Source organism: Stenotrophomonas sp. 169 (assembly GCF_014621775.1).
Classification (GTDB): domain Bacteria; phylum Pseudomonadota; class Gammaproteobacteria; order Xanthomonadales; family Xanthomonadaceae; genus Stenotrophomonas.
Genome location: NZ_CP061204.1, coordinates 862,528 through 887,677 on the forward strand (window position 1 = coordinate 862,528; position 25,150 = coordinate 887,677).

Annotated in this window: 18 protein-coding genes; 7 read left to right on the forward strand and 11 right to left on the reverse strand. The window is 66.8% G+C overall.

Annotated elements, in window-relative coordinates:
• Positions 1 to 5: 5 nt before the first annotated feature.
• On the reverse strand, positions 6 to 8,579 hold the full coding sequence (locus ICJ04_RS03625; RefSeq protein ID WP_188326196.1) for a glucoamylase family protein: 8,574 nt from the start codon (positions 8,577 to 8,579) through the stop codon (positions 6 to 8).
• A gap of 301 nt (positions 8,580 to 8,880) precedes the next feature.
• On the opposite strand from ICJ04_RS03625, the gene ICJ04_RS03630 reads away from it, so the two are divergent.
• The 3 genes from ICJ04_RS03630 (at position 8,881) to fghA (ending at position 11,224) form a co-directional block, all read left to right on the forward strand.
• The gene (locus ICJ04_RS03630) at positions 8,881 to 9,156 is read left to right on the forward strand and encodes a metal/formaldehyde-sensitive transcriptional repressor (RefSeq protein ID WP_188326197.1); all 276 of its coding nucleotides are present in this window, start codon (positions 8,881 to 8,883) and stop codon (positions 9,154 to 9,156) included.
• 88 nt (positions 9,157 to 9,244) lie between these two features.
• The gene (locus ICJ04_RS03635) at positions 9,245 to 10,354 is read left to right on the forward strand and encodes an S-(hydroxymethyl)glutathione dehydrogenase/class III alcohol dehydrogenase (protein WP_188326198.1); all 1,110 of its coding nucleotides are present in this window, start codon (positions 9,245 to 9,247) and stop codon (positions 10,352 to 10,354) included.
• 51 nt (positions 10,355 to 10,405) lie between these two features.
• Positions 10,406 to 11,224: an S-formylglutathione hydrolase gene (gene fghA / locus ICJ04_RS03640; protein WP_188326199.1), complete on the forward strand. Its 819-nt coding sequence runs from the start codon at positions 10,406 to 10,408 to the stop codon at positions 11,222 to 11,224.
• A gap of 85 nt (positions 11,225 to 11,309) precedes the next feature.
• Here fghA and ICJ04_RS03645 read toward each other — a convergent pair whose 3' ends face one another.
• The 6 genes from ICJ04_RS03645 to ICJ04_RS03670 all read right to left on the reverse strand — a co-directional run bounded on the left by ICJ04_RS03645 (position 11,310) and on the right by ICJ04_RS03670 (position 17,101).
• Positions 11,310 to 12,170 (reverse strand): PA4780 family RIO1-like protein kinase, encoded by an 861-nt coding sequence (locus ICJ04_RS03645; protein ID WP_188326200.1) that lies wholly within the window; start codon positions 12,168 to 12,170, stop codon positions 11,310 to 11,312.
• A gap of 162 nt (positions 12,171 to 12,332) precedes the next feature.
• Complete coding sequence (locus ICJ04_RS03650; RefSeq protein WP_188326201.1) at positions 12,333 to 12,668, reverse strand: hypothetical protein; 336 nt, start codon at positions 12,666 to 12,668, stop codon at positions 12,333 to 12,335.
• Positions 12,669 to 12,740: 72 nt separating this feature from the next.
• Positions 12,741 to 13,682 carry a DegV family protein gene (locus tag ICJ04_RS03655; protein ID WP_188326202.1) on the reverse strand — a complete coding sequence of 314 codons (942 nt, stop codon included), beginning with the start codon at positions 13,680 to 13,682 and terminating at the stop codon, positions 12,741 to 12,743.
• Positions 13,683 to 13,765: 83 nt separating this feature from the next.
• Positions 13,766 to 14,395, reverse strand: coding sequence for a DsbA family protein (locus tag ICJ04_RS03660; RefSeq protein WP_188326203.1), 630 nt, complete (start codon positions 14,393 to 14,395; stop codon positions 13,766 to 13,768).
• Between the two features lie 19 nt (positions 14,396 to 14,414).
• A complete protein-coding gene (locus ICJ04_RS03665; RefSeq protein WP_223203033.1) occupies positions 14,415 to 15,641 on the reverse strand; it encodes an amidohydrolase family protein in 1,227 nt (408 codons plus the stop codon).
• 56 nt (positions 15,642 to 15,697) lie between these two features.
• Complete coding sequence (locus tag ICJ04_RS03670; protein ID WP_188326205.1) at positions 15,698 to 17,101, reverse strand: amidohydrolase; 1,404 nt, start codon at positions 17,099 to 17,101, stop codon at positions 15,698 to 15,700.
• A 186-nt stretch (positions 17,102 to 17,287) separates the two neighbouring features.
• Between ICJ04_RS03670 and ICJ04_RS03675 the strand changes: the two genes are divergently transcribed.
• Positions 17,288 to 17,827: a DUF924 family protein gene (locus ICJ04_RS03675; protein WP_188327187.1), complete on the forward strand. Its 540-nt coding sequence runs from the start codon at positions 17,288 to 17,290 to the stop codon at positions 17,825 to 17,827.
• Between the two features lie 99 nt (positions 17,828 to 17,926).
• Here ICJ04_RS03675 and grxD read toward each other — a convergent pair whose 3' ends face one another.
• Complete coding sequence (gene grxD / locus ICJ04_RS03680; protein WP_188326206.1) at positions 17,927 to 18,853, reverse strand: Grx4 family monothiol glutaredoxin; 927 nt, start codon at positions 18,851 to 18,853, stop codon at positions 17,927 to 17,929.
• A gap of 59 nt (positions 18,854 to 18,912) precedes the next feature.
• Between grxD and ICJ04_RS03685 the strand changes: the two genes are divergently transcribed.
• A complete protein-coding gene (locus ICJ04_RS03685; protein ID WP_188326207.1) occupies positions 18,913 to 19,692 on the forward strand; it encodes a polysaccharide deacetylase family protein in 780 nt (259 codons plus the stop codon).
• Between the two features lie 35 nt (positions 19,693 to 19,727).
• Here the strand turns inward: ICJ04_RS03685 and ICJ04_RS03690 are convergent, their stop codons facing one another.
• From ICJ04_RS03690 to ICJ04_RS03700, 3 genes are all read right to left on the reverse strand, one after another.
• A complete protein-coding gene (locus ICJ04_RS03690; protein WP_188326208.1) occupies positions 19,728 to 20,387 on the reverse strand; it encodes a methyltransferase domain-containing protein in 660 nt (219 codons plus the stop codon).
• 67 nt (positions 20,388 to 20,454) lie between these two features.
• A complete protein-coding gene (locus ICJ04_RS03695) occupies positions 20,455 to 21,066 on the reverse strand; it encodes an SGNH/GDSL hydrolase family protein (RefSeq protein WP_188326209.1) in 612 nt (203 codons plus the stop codon).
• A 5-nt stretch (positions 21,067 to 21,071) separates the two neighbouring features.
• Positions 21,072 to 22,349: a pyridoxal phosphate-dependent aminotransferase gene (locus tag ICJ04_RS03700; protein ID WP_188326210.1), complete on the reverse strand. Its 1,278-nt coding sequence runs from the start codon at positions 22,347 to 22,349 to the stop codon at positions 21,072 to 21,074.
• A 121-nt stretch (positions 22,350 to 22,470) separates the two neighbouring features.
• Here ICJ04_RS03700 and rsgA point away from each other — a divergent pair, with 121 nt between their 5' ends.
• Positions 22,471 to 23,565, forward strand: coding sequence for a ribosome small subunit-dependent GTPase A (rsgA, locus tag ICJ04_RS03705; protein ID WP_188326211.1), 1,095 nt, complete (start codon positions 22,471 to 22,473; stop codon positions 23,563 to 23,565).
• A 130-nt stretch (positions 23,566 to 23,695) separates the two neighbouring features.
• Complete coding sequence (locus ICJ04_RS03710; protein ID WP_188326212.1) at positions 23,696 to 24,949, forward strand: flavohemoglobin expression-modulating QEGLA motif protein; 1,254 nt, start codon at positions 23,696 to 23,698, stop codon at positions 24,947 to 24,949.
• The last annotated feature ends 201 nt before the right edge of the window (positions 24,950 to 25,150 follow it).

Genomic DNA, 25,150 nt, shown 5'->3' on the forward strand with positions numbered 1-25,150 from the left:
CGGGCTCACCCAACATCCGAAGCGGGGCGCCACCAATGCAGCGTGGCGTCATGCACAGCGCCATCATCAAGCAGCCCGATGCGCAGGTCGGACTGCATGATGCCGTCAAGCACGAGCTGCGTGGTCGCATCTTCGCTTTGTTCAATCTGAATCACATACAGGCTGCCGCCAAAGCGATAGCGCAGGGTGTAGTGCGTCCATGCCGCAGGCAGGCAGGGCGCCAGTAGCAACTGATTTCCTTCGCGCTGCAGTCCCAGCAAGGACTCGGTCAGCAGCCGGTACATCCAGCCGGCCGAGCCGGTGTACCAGGTCCAGCCGCCGCGGCCCGTATGCGGGGCAACCGCGTAGACATCGGCCGCCAGGACGTAGGGCTCCACTTTGTAGATCGCCAGCGCCTCGGCATCCGCGGCATGGTGGATGGGATTGATCATGTCGGCCAACGACCAGGCCATCCGTGCGTTGCCCTGCTGCGCGAAGGCCATGGCCGCCCACACTGCGGCATGGGTGTACTGGCCGCCATTCTCGCGCACGCCGGGCACGTAGCCGCGGATGTAGCCCGGATCGGTGGATGTCCTGTCGAAGGGGGGATCCAGCAGCTTCACCAGGGCGGCATCGCGATCCACCAGATGTTCCGCCAAGGAGGCCATCGCGGTGTCGGCACGCTGCGGATCCGCTGCACCGGACAGCACCGACCAGCTCTGCGAAATGGAATCGATCCGACATTCATCGCTCTGTGTGGAGCCCAGTGGCGTGCCATCGTCAAACCACGCGCGTCGGTACCACTGGCCATCCCATGCATGGGCCTGCAGGGCATCGTGCAGGCGCTGTGCCTGCGTGCTGCAGTAGTCCGCGAAGGCTTGATCACCGCGGGCATGGGCGAGGCCGACGAAGCGCTGCAGGGTGTCGAACAGGAAGAAGCCCAGCCACACGCTTTCGCCGCGCCCTGAATCGCCTACGCGGTTCATGCCATCGTTCCAGTCACCCGTTCCCATCAGCGGCAGTCCGCGTTCGCCAACGAGCTCGCAACCGCGGCGCAGGGCGAGCACGCAGTGCTGGTAGAACGGCTGCCGAAGCGGCGAAATCAGCGGCGTATCGTAATAAGACTCTTCGTCTGCATTGACCGGACGGCCTTCGATGAAGCCGACGACCTCATCAAGCACGCTCTGATCGCCGGTGACCTGCACGTAGCGGCAGGCGGCAAACGGCAGCCACAGGTAGTCATCGGAGCAGCGCGTGCGCACACCACGGTTCTGCGGTGGATGCCACCAGTGCAGCACGTCCCCCTGCGGGAACTGCTGGGCAGCGCACAGCAGCAGATGGGCGCGGCTCAATGCAGGATCGGCATGCACGGTGGCCATGGTGTCCTGCAGCTGGTCACGGAAGCCGAATGCACCACCGGACTGGTAGTAGCCGCTGCGTGCTACATAGCGGCAGCCCAGCGTCTGGTACATCAGCCAGCCATTCACCAGCACGTCCACGCTGGGGTCGGGCGTTTCGACCTGCACCGCACCCAGCAATTCCTCCCAGTGGGTGTGCAGCGCTTCCAGTGCATCGTGGGCGCTGCGGCTGCCCTGCACCGCGCGTGCAAGCTGCAGCGCTTCCTCGCGGTCCTTGCCCATGCCCAGGCGGAAGATGACTTCCTGTTCCTGGCCATCGTCCAGCACCACCGGTGCCTGCAGCGCCGCGCACGGATCCAGTCCAACGCCCAGGCGATCGGACAGGCGCTCGCGCCGCAACGCGGCAGGGTAGGCCACGCTGCCATTGCGGCCGAGGAACTCGGTGCGGCTGGCCGTGTGGCTGCCGTCGCGGGCATCGGTGTCGAAGAACGCGACACGACCGCTGAAGTCGGTGTTGTAGGGATTGCGTGCAGTCAGTGCGCCGGTCTCGGCGTCCTGCTCGCACACGATGTGCATCTGTGATTTCCCGCGGAGGTCTGCCAGCACCCACTCCACGTACCCCGTTGCGGACAGACGGCGTGCACGACCGGATACGTTGCGCAGCTTCAGCACCGAATACTTGACCGCGTCGCTCACGGCGACATAGATCCACAGGGCCGAGGCGATACCGTCTTCGGTGTGCTCGTACACGCTGTAGCCGAACCCGTGGCGCACACGGTAGTCACCGCGACCACGGCAGGGCAGCGGCATGGGCGACCAGACGTGTCCGGTCTCTTCGTCGCGCAGATAGAACGCCTCACCGCCGCTGTCCGACACGGGATCGTTGTGCCATGGCGTCAGGCGGAACTCGTGCGCGTTCTCGTACCAGGTGTACCCCGGCGCGCTTTCGCTGACCACGGTGCCCAGCTTCTCGTTGGCCAGGACATTGGACCAGGGGGCCGGCGTCGGCGCTCCTTCGCGAAGGGTGATGATGTATTCGCGGCCGTCGGCCGAGAAGGCACCGATGCCGTTGTCCTGCAGCCGCCCCTCAGCGACGTCGCGGAAGGGGCTCGGCGCCGTGCCGATGACCGTCTCAGGATAGGAGGCGGTGTTGCCCGGATCCACCCATCCGGTCACCTCGTCGGCCGTCTTTGCCGGCGCGTCGATGACGAGATCAGGCGGCAGTCGGTCAGCGGGCTCGTGACGGCCGACCTGGGTGGCCAGCGTGCCACGCTGATCACTGATGATTACCCGCGCCACCGATTGCAGCAGCACGCGATCCTCCGCCGACATCTGGTGACCCGGCCGCACGAAGATGCCGCCGGGACGATCCAGCACATTGGCTTCTGGATCCGCCGAAATCATGCCCAGGATCTGGTCCTGCAGCAGCTGGCGATAGCCCGGCTGGCTCTCGTTCCAGATCACCAGATCCGCACGCAGTCCTTTCAGGCGCCAATACGCATGCGCCTGCACCATCTGCCGCACCAGTTCGATGTTGTCGGCGTCCGCGATCTGCAGCAGGGCGATCGGCAGGTCGCCGGATATCCCGTGCCCCCACAGCCCCGACTGACCACGCTGGTTCTGTAGCAGGACGGCGGGGTCGGCACGCAGCAACGGGTTGGCATGCACGATCAGCCCCGCCAGCCGCTCGTACAACTGGGCATCCGTCTGCGAGGCATTGATCTGGCGGCGGACCACTTGGCTGTGGGTCCAGGCGAGATCGAAGACGCGGTCAGCCAAGCGCCGATCCCGGTACTTGTCGACCAGCGCGATGCACGCATCACGATCTGAACCAACGCCCTGCACCATGTCGACCATCACCGTCTGCCCAGGGGCCAGCTCGATCCGGCAGCGGATCGCCACGATGGGATCCAGCACCGAGCCTTCGCTGTCCGACAGCGCGTCAACGGCCAGCAGCGCGTGCGGAGCACGCGGCGTGTTGCCCCGTCCCAGGAAGCGCGCACGGTCGGTCTCGTACGAGATCGCGCCGATGTCGGCATCGTGCACTGCCACGAGGTGGAACATCCACGGTGGGATTTCATCATGCGAGCGCGGTCGCCGCGTGCACAGCAGCGCCTGCTTGTCGCGCACGATCTCGGTCTGCACGAACAGATTGCTGAAGGCAGGATGCTGCTCGTCCGCCGCTGCCGGTGCCAGCACGACTTCGGCATAGGTGGTGATCTCGATGGTGCGGGTGTTCCGGCTGCGGTTGCTCAGGCGCAGTCGGCGCAGCTCGATGTCGTCCTCTGCCGAAATGGCGATCTCGAGATGGCTTTCGTAGCGCTGCCGGCGTCCACGGAACTCCACCTTCGCGTCGGAGAAGATGGCTTCGTACTGGTCTACCGGCGCGCAGGTGGGTTGCAGCGAGGTCGACCAGAAATCGCCGGTCTGTACATCGCGCAGATAGCAGAAGGTGCCCCAATGATCGCGGGTGCCATCTTCGCGCCAGCGCGTGATGGACAGGTCGCGCTGCCGGCTGTAGCCGCCACCGGCACTGGTTACCAGGCTGTGGAAACGGCCATTGGACAGCAATTGCACGGCCGGCCTGGACGTGCCGGGGTTGTGGAAGATGCGCAGGTGCGTTTCGGTTTCCGCGTTCATGGCTGGCTCGCCGACACCCTCCGCCTGGTGTGGGTGGAAGATGCCGCTGCGTGGTACGCGCTCCTGCAGCAGCAGCAGCGAGGCCTGGAACTCCGCGTCGGCAACGAAGCGCTGCTGCATGGGTTGCTGTCTCAGCAGATACACCAGCGACAGCAGCCCCATGCCCTGGTGGTGTGCCATGAACGCACGGATCACGGCATGGTCCTGCCCGTGCGGTACGCGTGCCGGGGTGTAATCAATGGCCTCGTAGAAACCGAAATCGCTGCTGAAGCCCAGCGCGGCCATCTGCTGCAGGTTGAGGCAGGCAGCCTCCGGAGCGACCATCAGGGCCATCATGCTTGCGTACGGGGCAATCACCAGGTCCTTGCCAAGCCCACGCTTCAGTCCCAGGCCGGGTACGCCGAAGGCCCGGTACTGGTAGTTCATCCGTGTATCGACGGTGTTGTAGCCGGACTCGGAAATACCCCAGGGCACGTTGTGCTGTGCGCCGTAGGCGATCTGCGCCTGGACGGCATGCAGTGCCGTCTGGTCCAGCAGCGTATCCGGGTAGCTCGGCATGACCAGCTGCGGCATCAGGTACTCGAACATCGAGCCGCTCCACGACAGCAGCGTGGCGTTGCCATTGACCTCGGTCAACAGGCGGCCGAGCGCGAACCAGTTTTCCTGGGGGACCTGCCCCTGCGAGATGGCCACGAAACTGCACAGGCGTGCTTCAGAGGCGAGCAGGTCGTAGCAGCCACTGTCCAGGCGGCGTTCGTCGACGTTGTAGCCGATCGACAGCAGGTGCCGTGACCGGTCGTACAGGAAGGCCTGTTCCATCAGGGAGAACTGGCCCGCGACATGCGCCAGTCGTTCCATCTCGCGGATGGTCTCGCGCGCACGTGTGGCGGCGGCCGGGTCGAGCACCTGCGCGGCAAGGTCGCGCAGGCTGGGCAGTGCCGCGTCTGCGGGCATCGCCGTGCCGACAAAGTACTGGAGTTCCGCCAGCGCGTCGGTGCAGGCGTTGGCCAGCGCCGTGGGCCAATGCGGAACCGGGACGTCGGCGGGAGCCGCAGCAGGCCACGCCTGCGCAATCGCCTCGGCGTGCCGCGCCAACGACGCCAGGCTGTCGGCTGCCGTGCCCAGTGTGCCGGGAGGCTGCTGCTGGACCTGCGTGAGCAGCGCACGGAACGTGCCGACCGCGGTGGACAGGGCGGCATTGTCCGCGTGGCCGGAAAGCCGGTCTTCCTCCAGCACGCCGAGCGTATCGGCCAGACCCGCGAAGGTCGCAGGGGCGAGCACCGGCGCATCCGCCAGCGCCAGCAGGCCCTGGCGCAGGGTCAGCAGGTGGCCGGCAAGGTTGCCGCTGTCGACGGTGGAGATGTACGCGGGAGGAAGCGGCTGCAGGGTGTCGGTGGTGTACCAGTTGTAGAAATGCCCGCGATGGCGTGGCAACGCGTCCAGCGTGGAGAACACCCGCTGGGTCCGCTCCAGCACCGTCCTGGCCTGCACATAGCCGAAGTCGTGCGCCGACAGGTTGGCCAGCAACGAGAGGCCGATGTTGGTCGGTGACGTACGTCGGGCCACCACGTGGGTGGGGTGCTCACGCACATTGTCAGGCGGCAACCAGTTGTCTTCTGCACGGACGTAGGTTTCGAAGAACGCCCACGTACGCCGTGCGAGCCTGCCCAGGAACGCGACCTGCAGCGTGGACAGGTTCGCGTCGCGGTGCAACGCCGGTCGACCGAGCCGCGCCATGATCAGCGGCGCACCGGCCCACAGGATCAGGAAGGGCAGGGCGACCCACAGCGCGGCAGGCTGCCGTGCGGCGATCACTGCGGCCAGGCCCAGCGATGCCAAGGCAACCGGTCCCATGCTGCGCAGCTCGGCCTGCATGCCATTGCCCAGGCTTCGCTCCACCTCGCTTGAGGGATTCCACTGCAGCAGATGGCGATGGCTGACCAGGCTTCGCCACAGCGTGCGGCCGATGGCCGTCAGGCTGAAAAGCGCTTCGTAAGGCAGGCAGGCCAGGTTGACCGCCGCGCGCAGCAGTTGCTGCGACGTGGCCTGGCCGAGGCGGACCAGATGGGCCTCCATGGGCATGTCCACGGGCATCAGGAACAGGTCACGCAGTGCAGGAATCAGCACCGGCAGCAGCCACAGGCTGATCAGCCATGCCGTCCATGCCAGCGGCGCCGGTGCGATGAACCAGCCCAGTACCAGCAGGACCGTCATGGCGATCGGCACAAGGCTGCGGCGCAGGTTGTCCAGCAGCTTTCCCCGTGACAACCACGACAGCGGATTGCGTTCGTAGCTGCCGTCCTTGCGCGGTACCCACGGCAGCAACCACGGCAACAGCTGCCAATCACCGCGGATCCAGCGGTGCCGACGCTTGACGTCGGCGGCGTAACGGGTCGGGTAGTCCTCGTACAAGCGCACGTCGCTGATCAACCCTGCCCGTGCGTAGCAGCCTTCCAGCAGATCGTGGCTGAGGATGCGGTTGTCCGGGAACCGGTCTGCCAGAGCGAGCTCGAACGCATCGACATCGTAGATGCCCTTGCCGACGAACGAGCCCTCGCCGAAGAGATCCTGGTAGACGTCCGACACGGTGCGCGTGTACGGATCAATGCCGCCCTCGCTGCCGAACATGCGGGCATAGCGCGAGCTGCGCCGACCGCCCAGGCTGGTGCCCACGCTCGGTTGCAGGATGCCGTAGCCCCGCACCACGCGGCGCCGGGTCGGGTCGAACTGGGCCTGGTTGAGCGGATGCGCCAGGGTGGCGATCAGTTCCCGCGCGGCATCGCGTGGCAGGCGGGTGTCGGTATCCAGCGTGATCACATAGCGCACGTCGGCCAGCACCGCGATCCTGCCGGTGACCTGCAGGAAGTCCTCCGTGGCGCCCTCGCGAAGCAGCCGGTTCAGTGCGGCCAGTTTGCCGCGCTTGCGCTCGTAGCCCATCCAGCGCTGTTCGCCGGCATTCCACTGGCGGGGGCGGTGCAGCAGGAAAAACAGGTCGTCTTCATCGCCATGGGCGTGTGTTGCCACGTAGCGCTGGTTGAGTTGGTGTATCAGGTGCGCGGCGCGTTCAAGCAGCGCCGCGTCCGACGGCAGGCTGGCCTGATCGGCGTCGAGGAAGTCGGTCAACAGTGCGAAATGCAGGTAGCGATCACGATTGGCGAGGAAGCGGACTTCCAGTGCTTCGACGAGGCTGTCCACCTCCTGGAGGCTCCCCAGCATGCTCGGCACCACGACGAGCGTGCGCGCCTGCGGCGATATTCCCGTCGAGTAGTCCATGCGGGGCAGCCGCTGTGGAGACGCCAGTACGGTGGCGGCCCAGTTGACCAGCACGATACCGAGCTCACTGAAGGCGAGCACGGCGAGCGTGGCCACCAACGCCAGCAACGCGCCGTGCAACGGCAGCGCGGTGGCCAGCAGGCCCCAGGTCAGCAGGCCGACGATGGTGGCGATCGGCAGCAGGTAGACGGCCAGCGGGATCCGCTGCGGTCGCAGGCGAAGGCGCTTGGACCCGGACAGGGTCTGCGAGAGGCGCGCTTTGAGTTGCGGCATTCCATCGTCAACAAGATAGAAGCCGACGTGGGAGCGGAAGTCACCTGGCGTCGTCTGCGCCGCGGCACGGGCCAGTTCCACCGCGCAGTCGGCGACGATGCGCTCGTCGATGCGCCCCAGCCGCGCGATCCGTTCGACGACGTGGCGATAGCTGTCGCGCGTGCTGAAGTCCATCAGCGGGTAAGTGCCTGCGGGATCCTGGCGCAGGCCGTGTTCGACCACGCTCATGCTTTCCACGAAGTCGCGCCAGTCCATCGTGGCCAGGAAGCGAAGGCTGCCGATGCTGTTGCTGATGGACACCTGGTCCGCCGCCTGCTGCTGGCTCTCCAAGTGGACCAGCTCTTCAGTACGATGGCCCTCGGCGGCGGCCCACTGCTCCAGCCAGGTGATGGGCATGGCGAAGACGCCGCCGCGGCCCTGCAGCCCCCGTGAAAGCTCGGACACGAACGCGCCAGAGAGCGGCGGACGCGAGCGCGCCAGATCGGCGATCACCAGCACCACGTCCTTCGGGCTGGTCGCGGCGACCTGGTTCAGCCGTGCGGCCCAGGAATTGGCCAGCCTGCGGTCCGTACCGTCGTGCACCACGCGCACGGCCATCCGTCGCAGGTTGTCGATCAGTGCCAGGCGCAGCATGATCGGAATCGCCCACAGCTCGCCCAGCTTCAACGGCGCGATCGTCTGGTACGCCGCGATGAAGCGGCTGAGGGTTTCACCATCGATGCGCCCATCACCGTGCGCGATGGCTTCCAGGGACAGCGCGTATACGCGCGGCAATCCTGCCGACGGGCCTTGGGTGAGCGACGGCAGCTGGCGGCTGTAGCCGGTGGGAAGGTGTCGGCGCGCCGTGTGGATCTGCTCTTCGACCAAGTAGTAGTTGTCCAGCAACCACTCGCCCGCAGGCGTGATGCGCATCTCCTCCTGCACCATGGCCGTGAGCAGGTTGAAGGCATCGGACAGCAGGCTCTCGTTCTCTGCAAGCCGGCCCAGCAGGCGTTCCTGGCTGGGGCGCGAGTGCACATCGTGCGAGCGGGCCAGTGCATGGCCGTGGCGTTCCATCTGCTCAACGTTGAACAACGACGCGCGGAGGGGCTCTTCTACTTGAATCGGCGTTCTGACGGTGGCTTGGCGCAAGCGGCGCCAGAGACGTCGGCGCTGGCGTGACCAGCGAGCGAGAACGCGCAGGACCTGAAGCATGGAAGATCCTGATAGCGGCGACGATAACCGCGGAATGTATTCATTTGTTGCATGCGCAGGGGGATAGGGGTGTGACGAAGCGGCGCGCCGGGAGTGCCTTTGCGCTGAATCCGCGTCGCTGTGTATACTATCCCCCAGTATAGTTCATCAGTCTGGATCCGCGATGCCGCATTCTGTCGAAGAGAAGAAAAAAGTGCTGGCTCGCGTGCGCCGGATCCGCGGCCAGTGCGATGCCCTGGATCGCGCACTGGAGGCCGGCGCCGAGTGCGCGCCCGTGCTGCAGCAGATCGCCGCCATCCGTGGCGCGGTCAACGGGCTGATGTCGGAAGTGATGGAAGCGCATCTGCGCGAAGAGTTCGGTCAGCCGGCAGCGTCCGATGCACAGCGCGCCGAGCGCGTGCGCGACATGAGCGCGCTGATCCGTTCCTATCTGAAATGAACCTGGCCCGCCGCGCGGGCCCTCGTAAACAAGCGCGAAACGCGCACCTGCCTACCCTTGTCCTTGCCTGTCCTCTGGAGAATCCACCATGAAGTCCCGCGCCGCTGTTGCATTTGGTCCCGGCCAGCCGCTGAAGATCGTCGAGATCGACGTTGCCCCGCCGAAGAAGGGCGAGGTGCTGGTCAAGATCACCCATACCGGTGTCTGCCATACCGATGCCTTCACGCTGTCCGGGGATGATCCGGAAGGCCTGTTCCCCGCCGTGCTGGGCCACGAAGGCGCCGGCATCGTGGTGGAAGTCGGCGAGGGCGTGACCAGCGTGCAGCCGGGCGATCACGTGATTCCGCTGTACACCGCCGAGTGCGGCGAGTGCCTGTTCTGCAAAAGCGGCAAGACCAATCTCTGCGTCGCCGTGCGTGCCACCCAGGGCAAGGGCGTGATGCCCGATGGCACCACCCGCTTCAGCTACAACGGTGAACCGATCTACCACTACATGGGCTGCTCGACCTTCAGCGAGTACACCGTGGTGGCCGAGGTATCGCTGGCCAAGATCAACCCGGACGCCAACCCGGAGCAGGTCTGCCTGCTGGGCTGCGGCGTCACCACCGGCATCGGTGCCGTCCACAACACCGCGAAGGTGCAGGAAGGCGACAGCGTGGCGGTGTTCGGCCTGGGCGGCATCGGGCTGGCCGTGATCCAGGGCGCGCGCCAGGCCAAGGCCGGCCGGATCATCGCCATCGACACCAACCCGTCCAAGTTCGAGTTGGCACGCGAGTTCGGTGCCACCGATTGTGTGAACCCGAATGATCATGAAGCGCCGATCCAGCAGGTAGTGGTGGAAATGACCGGTTGGGGCGTTGATCACAGCTTCGAGTGCATCGGCAACGTCAACGTGATGCGCGCGGCCCTGGAATGCGCACACCGCGGCTGGGGACAGTCGGTGGTGATCGGTGTCGCCGGTGCCGGCAAGGAGATCTCCACGCGTCCGTTCCAGCTGGTGACGGGCCGCAGCTGGAAGGGCAGTGCCTTCGGTGGCGTCAAGGGCCGCAGCCAGCTGCCGGGCATGGTCGAAGATGCGATGAAGGGCGACATCGAGCTGGCACCGTTCGTTACCCACACCATGGATCTTGAGCAGATCAACGACGCCTTCGAGCTGATGCATGAAGGCAAATCGATCCGCTCGGTCGTGCATTTCTGAAGCGCGCGCCGGCCTGGCGCCGGCGCCTCCTGGACAATTGGAGACACCCTGATGGAACGCATTGAACACCGCGCCTGCGCGGGCGGTTGGCAGGACGTATACCAGCATCGATCCGAGGTGCTGGGCTGCGACATGAAGTTCGCGGTGTACCTGCCCCCGCAGGCGGCGACGCGCAAGCTGCCGGTGCTGTATTGGCTGAGCGGACTGACCTGCAACGAGCAGAACTTCATCACCAAGGCCGGCGCGCAGCGCTACGCGGCCGAGCACGGCATCATCCTGGTCGCGCCGGACACCAGTCCACGCGGCGATGACGTGGCCGATGCGGAAAGCTACGACCTTGGCAAGGGCGCGGGTTTCTACCTCAATGCCACCGAGGATCCGTGGGCGGCGCACTACCGGATGCACGATTACATCGTGGAGGAACTGCCGGCGCTGATCGAAGCCCATTTCCCCGCAACCGACCAACGGGGCATCAGCGGCCATTCGATGGGCGGACATGGCGCGCTGGTGCTGGCACTGCGCAACCCGGGCCGCTACCGCAGCGTGTCTGCGTTTTCTCCCATCGTCGCGCCCAGCCAGGTGCCGTGGGGCGAGAAGGCGTTCACTGCCTACCTCGGCGAAGACCGCAGCAGCTGGGCACAGTGGGATGCCAGTGAACTGGTCGCGACCGCCAGCGAGCGGCTGCCGTTGCTGATCGACCAAGGCGACGCAGACGAGTTCCTGGGTGCACAACTGCAACCGCAGCGCCTGCAGGCCGCCTGCGAAGCCGCGGGCCACCCGCTGCAGCTGCGCATGCAGCCCGGCTACGACCACAGCTACTACTTCATCGCCACCTTCATCGGCGAGCACATCGCCCACCACGCCCGCTGAAAAAAAGGGGACGGAGGGGATTAAGTCGTTTCCGGCCTGACGGCCAGAAACGACTTAATCCCCTCCGTCCCCTTTTTTGCATTCTTCAGTCGTCGTCTTCTTCGGCGGCTTCGCGGCCCTGCTGGCGGATCAGGGCTTCTTCGCGGGCATCGTTGATGGCGTGGCGCACGCTGTCGAGGTCGATGGTGGATTCGTCATGGACGAAGATGCCGGTCAGCGGGCTGTCCGGCAGCAGATCGCCGGCCTCGAACAGGGCCCACATCTCTTCGCCATACCAGCTGTCCAGCAGCTCCGGGGCGAAGCGGCCAAGGTAGGCGGTGAGGTTGTTCACATCGCGCAGCAGCATCGTCCGGGCTGCATTGTTGCCGCCAGCGCTGACCACCTGCGGGAAGTCGATCACCACCGGTCCATCGGGGCCGACCAGTACGTTGTAGGGCGACAGATCGCCGTGGATCAGGCCGCAGCAGAGCATGCGCACGACCTGGCGGACCAGTACCTGATGGAACTCACGGGCCTGGTCCGGTTCCAGCTCGACTTCGCCCAACCGGGGCGCCGAGAAGCCGTCCGCATCGGTTACCAGCTCCATCACCAGCACGCCATGGAAGTAACCGTGGGGTTCGGGCACACGTACGCCGGCGTCGCGCAACTGGTACAGCGCGTCCACTTCGGTGTTCTTCCACGCGGTTTCCTGCTGCTTGCGGCCGTATTTGCTGGCCTTGCCCACCGCGCGGGATTCGCGGCTGCCACGGACCTTGCGGCCTTCCTGATACTGCACGCGCTGCTGGAAACTGCGCTGGGCCATGTCCTTGTAGACCTTGGCGCAGCGCACATCGTCGCCGCTGCGTACCACGTACACAGCCGCTTCCTTGCCACTTTTCAGCGGACGCAGCACTTCATCGATAACGCCGTCGTCGATCAGCGACTGCAAGCCTGGGGGGGTCTTCACGGAACCTCGGTGGGGCGGCCGACGCCAATGGCTGGCCAGAAAGAGGGGGATTTTCGCACCTTCCCGCCGCTGCGGCCACCCGCCGCGAAAAGGGGACGGAGGGGATCAAGGCGCAGGCGGCATGGCCGAAAACGACTTAATCCCCTCCGTCCCCTTTTTTCTTCAGCGGACTTCGCGCAGTTCCCAGTGGTGGCCGGCGAGCAGGCCCATGCGCTGGCGGAATACGTCGCCGTTGATGCTGGTGGTCACCTGCAGGTTGATCCGCAGGTCATCCTGGGTGCCGCTCACGGTGGCGCCCGGATCGGTCACGCCCCACTGTGCGGGGACGGCATCGGGGTCGTTCTGCTTTGCCTTCCATTTGTCGAACAGTGCCGTGGAAGTCAATGCGGCCTGCAGTTCTTCAGCAAATCCCTGCGCGCCCTGCGAATGGAAGGACAGGGCGGTGTCATTGCCGCGGGCTTTGGCCGGGTCAGGCAGGCTGATGTAGTACGTGGTCATCGGGATCTCCGTTCAATGTGCCAAGCGTTGCAGGGGCGAAGTGCAAACCGTGTGCAGAGTGCTCTGGCCTCATCATTCGAAACGATGCGGACCATCCGCGAAGCCGACGGTCAGCGCCCCCTTGCCGACGTTGACCATGCCGGTCAGGCTCATCACCGTTTCATACACTTCTACGCCATGGTCCCCACAGACCTGGCGCAGCGACGCGTAGCCAGGCAGGGCACGCAGTTCGTCCAGTTCGCCGCCATAGCTCAGGCACACGGTCGGGGTCATCAGCCCGGCACGTACGCGCTGGCCGACCACATCGAACAGCTTGGTCACGGCGTTGTCGAAGCCCTTGATCTTGGCCACCGGGCCGGTTTCGCCCCGATACCCGTGCAGTACCGGCTTGATGTCCAGCGCGCTACCCAGCGCCGCACTGAGCAATCCGACGCTGCGATCGCCCTTGTGCCGGGCCCGCGCGCGCATGTAATACAGGTCGCGGGTGATCATGTAGCCATGCACGTTGCCGGCCAGTTCTTCCAGCCGCTCGCGGATCTGCTGCACGCTGGCGCCGCTTTCACGCAGGCGCACGGCCTCGATCGCGGTCACCGCCTGGGCGGCGAACAGGTTCTGCGTGTCGATCACCCGCAGGGCGAAGGGCGAGTTGAAGCCCGCCGCCTGCCGGACGGGTTTGTAATCGTTGAGGATGGCGAAGCTGGCCTGCATCGCGTTGTCGTGGATCGGACTGCGCGTCTTGGTGATGGTCATGCAGAACACGTGGTCGTAATCGATGACCAGGCGCTGCAGGAACAGGTCGCGGATCTGCTGCACGCTGAAGGGGATGGTCTCCGCTTCGGCGCCATGCTCGGCAACGTGGGCATGCAGGAAACTCAGGGTGGCCTGCTCGTCACGGTGGTCGGCCAGGATGGCTTCACCGATCCGCACGGTGATGGGCAGCAGGACGATCCTGTGCTGGGTGATGAAGTCCTGCGGCAGGTCGCAGGCCGAGTCGACGACGATTCCTATACGCATTCGCAGGCCCCCTCCAGGCGCGTTTGCTGGCTTGAAAGCGTGAACGCTATCGCAAAATGGAGGGCCGCGCGCGTGCCGGACGTTCAGCGATTCCGGTGCACGGCGGTGGGCAGGTCCAGCACGGCCTGCCAGTCCGGCTGCATCAGCAGGCCCGGATCGTCCAGCACGGCTGCCATCAACCGATGCGCATCGTTGCCCCAGAACAGTTCGCCATCGACCGACAGCGTCGGCACGCCGAACACCCCGGCCGCGATCGCGGCATCGGTATTCCGGCGCAAGGCCTCCTTCACCTCCACCGCGGCGATGGCGCTGGCGACATCCTCCACGTCCAGCACCTCCGCCAGCTGGGCAAGCGCAGCCGCCTCATCGGCAGCGCGGCCCTGAGCCCAGATCCAGTCGAACAGCGCATCAACGGCTGCCGTGGTGCAGCCGGCAGCGATGCACAGGCGCAGGGCGGGCAGCGGATTGAACGGATGGGCCGGTGGAAAGCGCAGGGCCACCCCTTCCTGCTGCGCCGTCCACAGCAGTTGCCGATAGGCGAAGCGCCGCTTTGCCGGGATCTCTGCCGGCCCCAGGTTGCCCAGGTGATGCAGTACGGCCCCGAGGGCGATAGGGACCGGCTGGATGCGCGGGAACTGCGGCAGGGTCTTCAGTTTCTGCCAGTGCAGATAGGCGTACGGGGAGACGAAATCGAAGTACCAGCGCAGCGCCATTGCATCGTCTCCGTCGGGGTCAGGGCTGTGCGGTGCGCTGCAGGTAGCGGTCGCGCAGCTCGGTCTGGCGCGAACGCATGGGCATCGCCCGCCCGCCCAGCCACACCTGTTCGGCATAGTGGGCCACGTCCAGCGGATCGCCTTCCCACAACACCAGGTCCGCCAGCTTGCCCACTTCGATGCTGCCGATGCGATCGCCGACACCGAGTGCCTGGGCCGGTACGCGGGTCAGACCGGCCAGGCCGTCCGCCCACGGCAGTCCATGCGCTACGGCGTTGCCGGCCAACTGGCGGATCTTGCGCGCGTTGTGCGAGGCATCGCCACTCTGCGCGAAGCTGACCTCCACGCCGGCCTTGCGCAGGCGGGCGGCATTTTCCAGCGTGGCGCCGATCTGGTCGAAGGTCGTGGGCAGGTTGCCCAGGCCGTCGACGAACACGGGCACGCGTGCCTGCGCGAGTTCTGCAGCCAATTGCCAGGCTTCGGCGCCTCCCACGATCGCGATCTTGACCTTCTCGCGTGCGGACCAGCGCAGCAACTGGCGGATGTCCGATGCGCGGTCCACCTCGATGACGATGCGGCCCTTGCCCGCCAGGTAATCGGCCAGCGTGCGGCGTCCCGCGGCGGTGAGCAGGGCATGCGGTGAATCGGTGCCGACCCGGCCACGCGCTTCGTCGATCATCTGCTGCAGCAGCATCCACTGCGCGGCGCGCGACTTGCCGGTCAGCTCGGCGGCAGCCGACCCCAGGCGCAGGTACAGCGCACGCGGGCCGATCGGATCGGCGCTGCCGTCCAGTCGCACCACGCCGCCCTGGCCGGCGACGAAGCCGCCACCGGTATGGGCACCCAGTGCAGTGAAACCGATGCCCTCCACGCGGGCGACCGGCACCAGGATCGAAGCGGGGTTGTAGGCCAGGGTGACGTCGAACTCAGGCCGCAGCGGCTGCGAATCGAGGGTCAGCGTGCTGTCCACGGTGCTCTCTTCGCCCGACACCTCTTCGATGCCGATCTCGGTGATGCCACCAAACAGGGCCGGCGTCAGGGGGCGGCCGTTGGCTTCCACCACCGGTACCCCGGCCGGTGCGGCCAGGCCCGTGCCAATGGACTGGATCAGCCCTGCACGGACCAGCACATCGGCGTTGTCCAGGCTGCCGCGCGCACCCACCGTATGCACGGTTGCATTGCGGATCAGCAGATCCTGCGCTGTGACCGTCATCGGCAGCACGCAGGCCACGGCGAGGAACGCCATCGCCGGGGCAAGCCACGCCCGCTGGCGCTTGATCTTCATGGTCGAACGACTACCCATCACCGCACCTCCTGGCCAAGACGGAAATCAGACACCGGCTTGCTGCCCGGATCGGCGCGGTCGAAGTAGCGGTGGCCGTCGATGAACACCTCGTCGGCCAATGCATACGAACTGAAAGGATTGCCGTTCCATACCACCACGTCGGCGTTCTTGCCGGCCTCCAGCGTGCCGGTGTGCTGCTCGATACCCAGCGCCTTGGCCGCGTTGTAGGTCATCCAGGTGATGGCCCGTTCCGGCGCGATGACCGGCATGTTGGCCCGGCGGGCCGACGCGATCACCTTCGCCGCTTCCTGGTTCAGGCGCTGGATGCCTTCGGGCGAATCCGAGTGCACGATGGCGCAGCTGTTGGCGGGCCGATCCACCAGCGCGATGTTCTCCTGGATGCCGTCGAAGGCCTCCATCTTGAAGCCCCACCAGTCTGCCCACAGCGCGCCGCAGACGCCCTCTGCGGCGAGCCGGTCTGCCAGCTTGTAGGCTTCCACGCCATGATGGAAGGCAGCGATCTTGAAGCCGAACTCGTCGGCCAGATCAAGCATCGTCGCCATTTCATCGGCGCGATAGCAGTGGATGTGCACGCGGATGTCGCCCTGGATGGCGCCCGCCAGCGTATCCAGCTTGAGGTCGCGCTTGCCGCCGCTGTCGCCGCTGCTGTCTTCCTTGTCACCACCGAACCAGCGCTTGGGCTTGGCCGGCTTGCTGGTGTTCTTGGCGATGTAGTCGCTGGCATCGATGAACGCGGCGCGGTAACCGGCGACATTGCCCATGCGCGTACCGGGCGCGGTGCCCTTGCCGCCGTAGACGCGCTTGGGGTTTTCGCCGCAGGCCATCTTCAGTCCCCAGGGGGCGCCGGGGAATTTCATGGCCTGGTAGGTGGTGGTCGGTACGTTCTTCAGCACCACGCCACGCCCGCCCACCAGATTGGCCGAACCGGGCAGGACCTGCATGCTGGTCACGCCGCCGGCGAGTGCCTCGGCAAAACCGGGGTCCTGCGGCCACACGGAATGTTCGGCCCACACATTGGCGGTGACGGGGGCGGTCATCTCGTTGCCATCGCTGTGCGCGCTGACGCCGGGGCTGGGGTAGACGCCCAGGTGCGAATGCACGTCGATCAGGCCCGGCGTCACCCAGCGGCCGCGCGCGTCGATGCGGCGGACGTCGGTGCCGGCCTGCAGGCCGCGGCCGACCTCCGCCACTTTTCCATCACGCAGCAGCACGTCCGCATCGTCCAGGCGCTGCCCGGTACCGGTAAGGACGGTGGCGTTGTGGATCAGTACGGCTTCGCTGCTGCGCGGCTGGTACGTGCTCGGATACGGATCCTGGATGAAGCGCGAAGCGCCGATGGCCGGCGCAGCGGCCAGCGACAGCAGCGCCAGGCCGATGCCGGCGCGCAGCAGGTTGTGCATGATGTCCCCGTAAGCGTGGTGGTGCAGGTCGCTGAAGCTAGCGGAGTGGACCGCTGCTTGCCAAGTGACCTTCGGCCTGGCGCCACCAGCGCGGTGCTGCGGGCCGGGTCACGCACAGCCCGTTGTGTCTCGTAGAATCGCCCCATGAAGAGCACGCAGTTCCCCCTCCAACCGGTGGAGCAGGACATGGACATGGCAGCACAGGTCGTGGCGTTCTGGACCGAAGCCGGTCCGGCGAAGTGGTTCGCGCGCGATGATGCGTTCGATGCCCATTTCCGGCGTCTTTTCCTTGAGGAGCATCATGCCGCCGCATCACGGGCACGCGAGTACTGGCTGTCCACGGCGGAGGGCGCGCTGGCGCTGATGCTCCTGCTGGACCAGTTCCCGCGCAACTGCTTCCGCGGCACCGCCCACTCGTATGCCACCGATGGACTGGCAAGGCATTACGCCATGCGGGCCGTGGAGGAAGGACTGGACCTGCAGCTGGTGCCGAAACTGCGCGCTTTCATCTATTTGCCGTTCGAGCACTCCGAAGACCCGCAGGACCAGGAACGGTCGGTGTCGATGTTCGACGTGCTGGGTGACAAGGAGTACCTGCAGTTCGCCGAACTGCATCGTGAGCTGATCCAGCGCTTCGGGCGCTTCCCGCACCGCAATGCAGTGCTCGGACGGATGCCGACGCTGGACGAGCTGGACTATCTGGCAGAGGGCGGTTTCAGCGGGTAGTGCAGGTGCGTGACCCGCCACGCTGTTGCCCGGTTCGCCGAGCATGGCTCGGCGCTACCTTGAAAAGGCGGGCACAGCGGCCCGCCATCCGGGGAGGGCTCAGTACTTCGGCACGCCGTTGTCGACGTCATCGGACCACGCATCGATGCCGCCGGTCACGTTGTGCACTTTGCTGAAACCCAATGCGCGGAACTGTTCGGCGGCCTGCGCGCTGCGTCCACCGTGGTGGCACAGGAAGGCCAGCGCGGTGTCCTTCGGCAACGCTTCCAGCTCGGCACGACCGTTGCCATCGAACACCTTGAACGGCACGCCGACGGCAGCGATCGCACGCTCTTCGGCCGGGCGCACGTCGACCAGCACGACCGTACCGGCACGCACCAGGTCATCGGCATCGCGCACCGACAGCTCGGTGATCGCCTTGGGGGCGTTCGGGTTGTCGATCGCAAGGCCCTTGCCGCGGATGTCGTCCACCCAGTCGATGGTGACGCCGTCGGCGCGGCGCGCGCTGGCCAGGTCGAACTGCACGCGCAGGCCGTTGGATTCGGCAGCGATGGCATTGGCATCGAACGGGGCCAGCTGGAAGTTCGGTTGGAAACGGGCATCGATGCCCAGCTGCAGCGACGCGCCGGGCGAATCGGCCAGTGCGCCCTTCAGCATCTCCACGGCGGCCGGGGTGACGGTGATCGACGGCGGGGTGCGATCCGGCGCGGCCAGGCCGAGCACGCTGCTCAACTCGCCGCTGGAGGCCATCTGCAGGATGATGTCGCTGCCGCCGACCAGTTCGCCATCGATGTACAGCTGCGGGATGGTCGGCCAGTCGCCGTACTGCTTGATGCCTTCGCGGATGTCCTGGTCGGCGAGCACGTTGACGTGGCCGAACTCCACGCCCAGATCCTGCAGCGCGCCCACGGCCTTGGCCGAGAACCCGCACTGCGGCATGGCCGGCTGTCCCTTCATGAACAGCACGACGCGGTCGTTGGCGAGAATGGTGTCGATGCGCGAGCGCAGGGCGGGATCGAGGGACATGGCGGTTGAAATCCGGTGATATCGAACCGCTGATTCTACCCCCCGTGGCATCATGGGGCATGACCGCTGTGGAAACGCTGCATTGCCCCCCGCGCTGGCCATGGCATGCCCTGGCCGCGTTCGCCGTGTCCCAGGTGCTGGCGCTGGGAGTGTGGCTGTGGGCTGGCTGGGCCTGGGGCCTGTGCCTGCTGCTGGCCAGCCATGCGCTGTTCCTGCTGCCGGTATTCCTGCCGAACAGCCGCTTCTACGCCCCGGTCGTCAGCCGGCTGCCGGCCGCGGTCGACGCGGTCTGGCTGACCATCGACGATGGCCCGGGGCCGGATACGCGCCGCGTGCTGGATCTGCTGGACCGGCACCAGGCACGGGCGACCTTCTTCCTGGTCGGTGAGCGCGCACTGGCCCAGCCGGAGCTGGTGCGCGAGATCGTGGCGCGCGGGCACGACCTGGGCAACCACAGCCATACGCACCCGGAGCGGCGCTTCTGGCGTCTGGGGGCGACGGCCATGGCAGCCGAACTGGGTCGGTGCCAGTACGCCCTGCAGGCGCTGACGGGGCAGCCGCCGCGCTGGTACCGCTCGGTGGTCGGCATGACCAATCCGTTCGTCGCCCCGTTGCTGCGACAGCACGGCCTGACCCGCGTCGGCTGGAGTGCGCGCGGTTTCGACGGCGTGTCCTGCACGCCGGCGCAGGTGCTGGCGCGGCTGGCGCCTGATCTGCGGGCAGGGGCGATCGTGCTGCTGCACGAGGGCAGTGCGCATGGGCACAACCTGACGATCATCGAAGGCGTGCTGCAGGCGCTGGACGCGCGTGGACTGAAGGCCCGTCTGCCTGCGGAATGATGGGCCCGCCCGCCGGCCACAGCGCCTTCCGGCCATCAGCCGGGGGCGAGGTGGGCCACCAGCAGCCAGCTGTTGAACGGTGTTCGCCCATGCAGGGCGCGCGGACGCTCGACCTCAAGACCCGCCTCGACCAGTATCTCGGTCAACGCCTCCGGTCGGGGATAGTGGCGCGGCCGGGTGCGCATCCAGCCTGACAGCCATCCGAGCCGGTCGGTGAGCCGGGTGGTGCGGTCACGGCCATCGCCTGTGTCCAGCGGCGTGCGCAGCAGCAGGCGTCCGCCTGCGGCCACCCGCGCGGCGGCCGCACGCAGCAGGAGGGTCTGCGACGGCGCGTCCAGGTAGTGCAGCACATCCAGCACGGCGACGTGCCCGCAGTGCGCTGGCAAGGGGCGTCGCAGGTCCAGCGGATCGACACGGGCGTCGACCAGCCCGGCACGCTGCAGCGCATGGTGGGCGTGGTGGATCTTGCCCGCATCGAGATCCACGCCGACATACCCCTGCGCACGACCCTGCAGGCGCATCACGTGGCCCAGCAGGCCCAGTCCGCAGCCCAGGTCGAGTACGGGCAACGCATCGGTCGGCAAGGCCTGCAGTACGCCGTGATACAGCGGGTCGCTGCGCAGCTTGGCCTGCACGTAGTAGTAGCGGCTGCGGTTGCCCCAGGGGCTGTCGGGCAGAAAGGCGGTGGCGATCATGCGTGCCTGCGACGGCGGCAGCGGCGAGGGCAAGTGCGCTGCGGAGGACGGCGCGCCGGTCACCCGATCAGGCGTCGCGGGCGAGCAGGCGCTCGGCCAGCGGCAGGGCGCGCTGCGCCCACAGCGCATACAGCGCGGCGGAAGGATGCAGCCCATCGTCGACCAGCATGGCCGGTTCGGCCCCGTGCTGGCGGGACAGGTCGGTGATATCCACGAAAACCACGCCGTGCGCGTTGCAGATATCCTCGGCCGCACGATTGTAGTCATCCAGCGCCCGTGCGATCGCCGCGCGGTCGCGACCCTCGGCAAACGGGGTGACGCCCCAGTCCGGGATCGACAGCACCAGCACCCGTCCGGCGTTGCCGCCGGCGAAGGCAAGCGCGCGCTGCAGCAGCGCGGTGAACTCCACCGCGTACGCATCCACGGCGCGCGCGCGGTACTGGTTGTTGACGCCGATCAGCAGGCTGACGAAGTCGAAGGGACCACGGGGCGCAGCGTCATCGATGCCGGCATCCAGTTCGTCGGTCGTCCAGCCGGTGGTGGCGATGGTATGCGGATCGGTCAGCGCAATCCCGCGGGCACGCAGCAGCGCCGCCAGTTGCTGCGGCCACCGACCGGCCACCGGTACGCCTTCACCGATGGTGTAGGAATCACCCAGGGCCAGCCAGCGCATCGTCATGCCGGTCAGGCGACCGCCGAACGGCGTGGCTTCAGCGGCACGACCTTGCGGTTGGCCTCTGCACGGCGCGCCAAGGCGCGATCAATGCGCGCGAATACATCGCGCATCACGGCCGCTTCCGGCAGCAGGGTGACCCGGAAATGATGGCGGTACGGCACGTTGAAGCTGGAGCCCGGTACCACCAGCACCCCTTCGTTGTTCATCAGGTCGAGCGCGAACTCATGGTCATCCACGCCCTTCGCGGCATCACCGACGATGGCGGGGAAGGCATACAGCGCGCCGGCGGGAGCGACCAGCGAAAGATGCTCGCTGGCGGCACAGGCGTCGATCACTGCGCGACGGGTTTCGTACAGGCGGCCGCCCGGCGTACACAGCGGGCTGATCGTATCGGGCCCGTTCACGGCCGCGTCGATCGCGTACTGGCCCGGCACGTTCGCGCACAGGCGCAACGCGCTCAGCAGGTCCATCGCCGCACGGAAGTCGCCCAGCCGTTCCGCCTCGCCGGACAGCATCGCCCAGCCCACCCGCCAGCCGCAGGCGCGATGCACCTTGCTCAGGCCGCTGAAGGTGAGGCAGGGCAGGTCGCCGGCGAGCGGGGCCACCGGCTGGAAGACCGCGTCGTCGTACAGGATCTGGTCGTAGATTTCATCAACCATCAGCAGCAGGTTGTGCTTGCGCGCGATGGCGACGATGCGCTCCAGCAGCTCACGCGGATAGCTCGCGCCGCTGGGGTTGTTCGGGTTGATCAGCACGATGGCGCGGGTGCGCGAAGACACCAGGGCTTCGATCTCGTCCGGATCGGGCTGGAAGCCGTTTTCCGGCGCGCAGCGGTAATACACCGGGCGACCGTCGTTGAGGATGGTGGCGGCCGACCACAGCGGATAGTCCGGCGAGGGCACCAGCACTTCATCGCCCGGGTTGAGCAGGGCGCGCAGGGACAGGTCGATCAGTTCGCTGACGCCGTTGCCGACGAATACGCGGTCCGGATGGGCATCGGGTGCACCACGGCGGGCGTAGGCCGCGGCGATCGCCTCGCGGGCCACAGGCAGCCCCTGCTGGTGGGTATACGGGTCGGTACGGCCCATGTCATCGGCAATCGCGCGCTGCAGGTGCTGCGGTGCACGGAAACCGAAATTGCCCGGGTTGCCGATGTTCAACTTGATCAGCGTGCGGCCCTGCGCTTCCAGTTCCCGCGCTCGTCGCGCCAGCTCTCCTCGGATCTCGTAGCGCACTTCGGAAAGGCGTTCACGGATGGCCAGGGGCTTGGGCGTGGGGGTGGACATGGCAGACGGGCCGTCAATGGGCATGGAAAGCCCATACTAGCTGAATTGCTGCAGCGCATGGCAAGGGGGCGTGGGGCCTGACGCCGCGCCCGCATGCCCCGCTGCCGGTAGAATGCGCAGGATGACCGAGACCCCTGATTACAACGCCCTGCAGACGATTGGCTGGCCCTGGCCGGGAGCACCCACGGCGGACGACCAGGCCGACTGGTACACCGCGATGGAGGCGCATCCGCAGGCGCGGCCGGCGCGGGTGATCGAGCAGCACCGGACGCACTATGTGGTGGCAGACGGTCCCGATGCGTCAATCAAGGCCGAATCGCTTCCCGAATGGCAGCGCCCGCGCTTTCCCAGCCATGAGCGGCCCGCCGTCGGCGACTGGGTCCTGCTGGAGGGGGTGCGCATCGTCGCGCTGCTTCCGCGTCGTACCGCGATCAAGCGCGGCGCGGCGGGCGAGCATTATCACCAGCAGGTCATCGCCGCCAACGTCGATACGGTGTTCATCGTCTGCGGACTGGATTCGGATTTCAATCCACGCCGTATCGAACGGTATCTGCTGCTGGTCGGTGGCGGCGGGGCCGTGCCGGTGGTGGTGCTGACCAAGGCCGACCAGACCGAGTACAGCGAAGATGCGCTGGCGGTACTGGATGAACTGAAAGCGCAGGGCATCGCCCTGCGTGCGGTGAACGGACTGGATGCGGACAGTGTCGCCACGCTGCATCCGTGGTTAGGCCCGGGCCACACGGTGGTGCTGGTCGGGTCCTCCGGGGCCGGCAAGTCGACGTTGACCAACACGCTGCTGGGCGAGCAGCGGATGAAGACGAACAGCGTGCGTTCCAATGACTCGCGCGGCCGCCATACCACCACGCACCGTGCGTTGATGCCGCTGCCGATGGGCGCCTGCCTGATCGATACGCCTGGCATGCGCGAGCTCAAGCCGACCGGCGAAGAGACGCTGGCCGAAGGGGGCTTTGCCGATATCGAGGCGCTGGCCGAGCAGTGCCGGTTCCGCAACTGCCTGCACCAGCAGGAGCCCGGGTGCGCGGTACGCGCGGCGATCGAGGACGGCACGATCGAAGAGACCCGCGTGTTGAACTACTTCAAGCTGAAGGACGAAGTGGCTGCCGCCGCCGCCAAGCTGGCGGTACGCCAAGCGGAGACGGCGCAGGAGCGACGTACGGCCGCACGCCGCGGCGCCGGCAAACCACGCCGGCGCTGACGCCGGTTGGGGCGGGTAGTGACGGCCGCTGGCCTTCAGCCGTTGATGTTGATGGCCAGCGGCCATCACTACCGGGCCGTCAGCCCTTCCTGTTGATGGCCAGCGGCCATCACTGCCGTATAGTCTGCTCATGGACCAGAGCACGACGCTGGATCGCGAAGTGGCCCACCACGCTGCGCTTGATGCGCGGCTGGTCGAGGCCGTCGGTGGCATCCGGCTGCTGAGCCTCACCAGCTGGCCCGCCGCCCTGCAGTCCCCGTTCCTGGCGAGCATGGCCAGTGGCCAGCCGCGGTTGCCGCACGTGGAGTATCCCCAGCTGGATTTCAGCGATGCGCGACGTACGCTGGCCGCGCTGACCGCCGAGTGCGATGCCGATCATCCGCTGGGTCGCTATGTCGCCGAGTCGGCGCAGAGCTGGGATGTTGCCGCGCAGCTGCTGGAAGGGTTGGGCACGGCCGCGGTCGATGCCTGCTCGGTGCAGCTGTTCGGATCGCCCGAGCAGCCGCTGCCGGGAAACGGACCGAGCACCCGCGACGCGGCCCGGCATTTCATCCAGATTGCCACTGAACTGGATCACGAACTGCTGGCGCCGGAAGAGCAGGTGCCGGTCTCGGCGACGGCGCTGCAGTTGCAGCTGCAGGGCGATCTGGATGCCTTCTTCGAGTCGCGCATCATCCAGGTGCAACTGGATCCGCAGCTGGTTTCCAAGGCCGCTGCCGGTGCTACCCGCCTCCGCCTGCGGACCAGTGCGCGCTTCAGTGCCTATGACCGCGCGCAGTTGTTCCACCATGAAGCGCTGGTGCATTCACTGACCGCGCTCAACGGGCGTGAGCAATCTGTGCTGCCCAGCCTGGCGCTGTCCTCGCCGCGCGTCACCGCCACCCAGGAAGGCCTGGCGACCTTTGCCGAGCAGATCACCGGCAGCATCGACATCCAGCGCCTGAAGCGCATCAGCCTGCGGACAGAGGCCATTGCGATGGCACGGGAGGGCGCGGACTTCATCGAGGTCTACCGTTACTTCTGCGCGGCGGGGCAGAACGCGGAAGAGAGCTTTGCCTCTGCGCAGCGGGTGTTCCGCGGTGTACCGCCCAGCGGTGGCATGGCCTTCACCAAGGACACGGTGTACCTGCGCGGGCTGGTGTCGGTGCACACGTTTTTCCGCCACATGCTGGCCGAGGATCGCCTGCAGGTCTGCCGGTGGTTGTTCGCTGGCAAGATGACGCTGACCGATGCGATCACCTTCGCCCCGTTGTTCGAGGCGGGCATCCTGCAGCCACCGCGCTGGTTGCCACAGTGGGTGAGCCGCGCCAATGGGCTGGCCGGGATGCTGGCGTTTTCCCTGTTCGCCAATCGGATACGGATGGATCAGCTGTTGCCGGAGTGAGTGCGGCGAACGGGTGAGACCCCCTCGCGGGTGGCTGGTTCAGAGCTGCAGCCGTGGGGCAGGGCGGGGAGGCTATGCGGGGCACGCGCAAGTACGTCCATGTAGCTCTTCGCGGCTCCTGCCGCTCAAGGCCCCGCACAGCCTCCCCGCCCGGCCCTCTGACAGGTTCCGGTGGCCGCCACCCACGTAATAAAAGAAAGA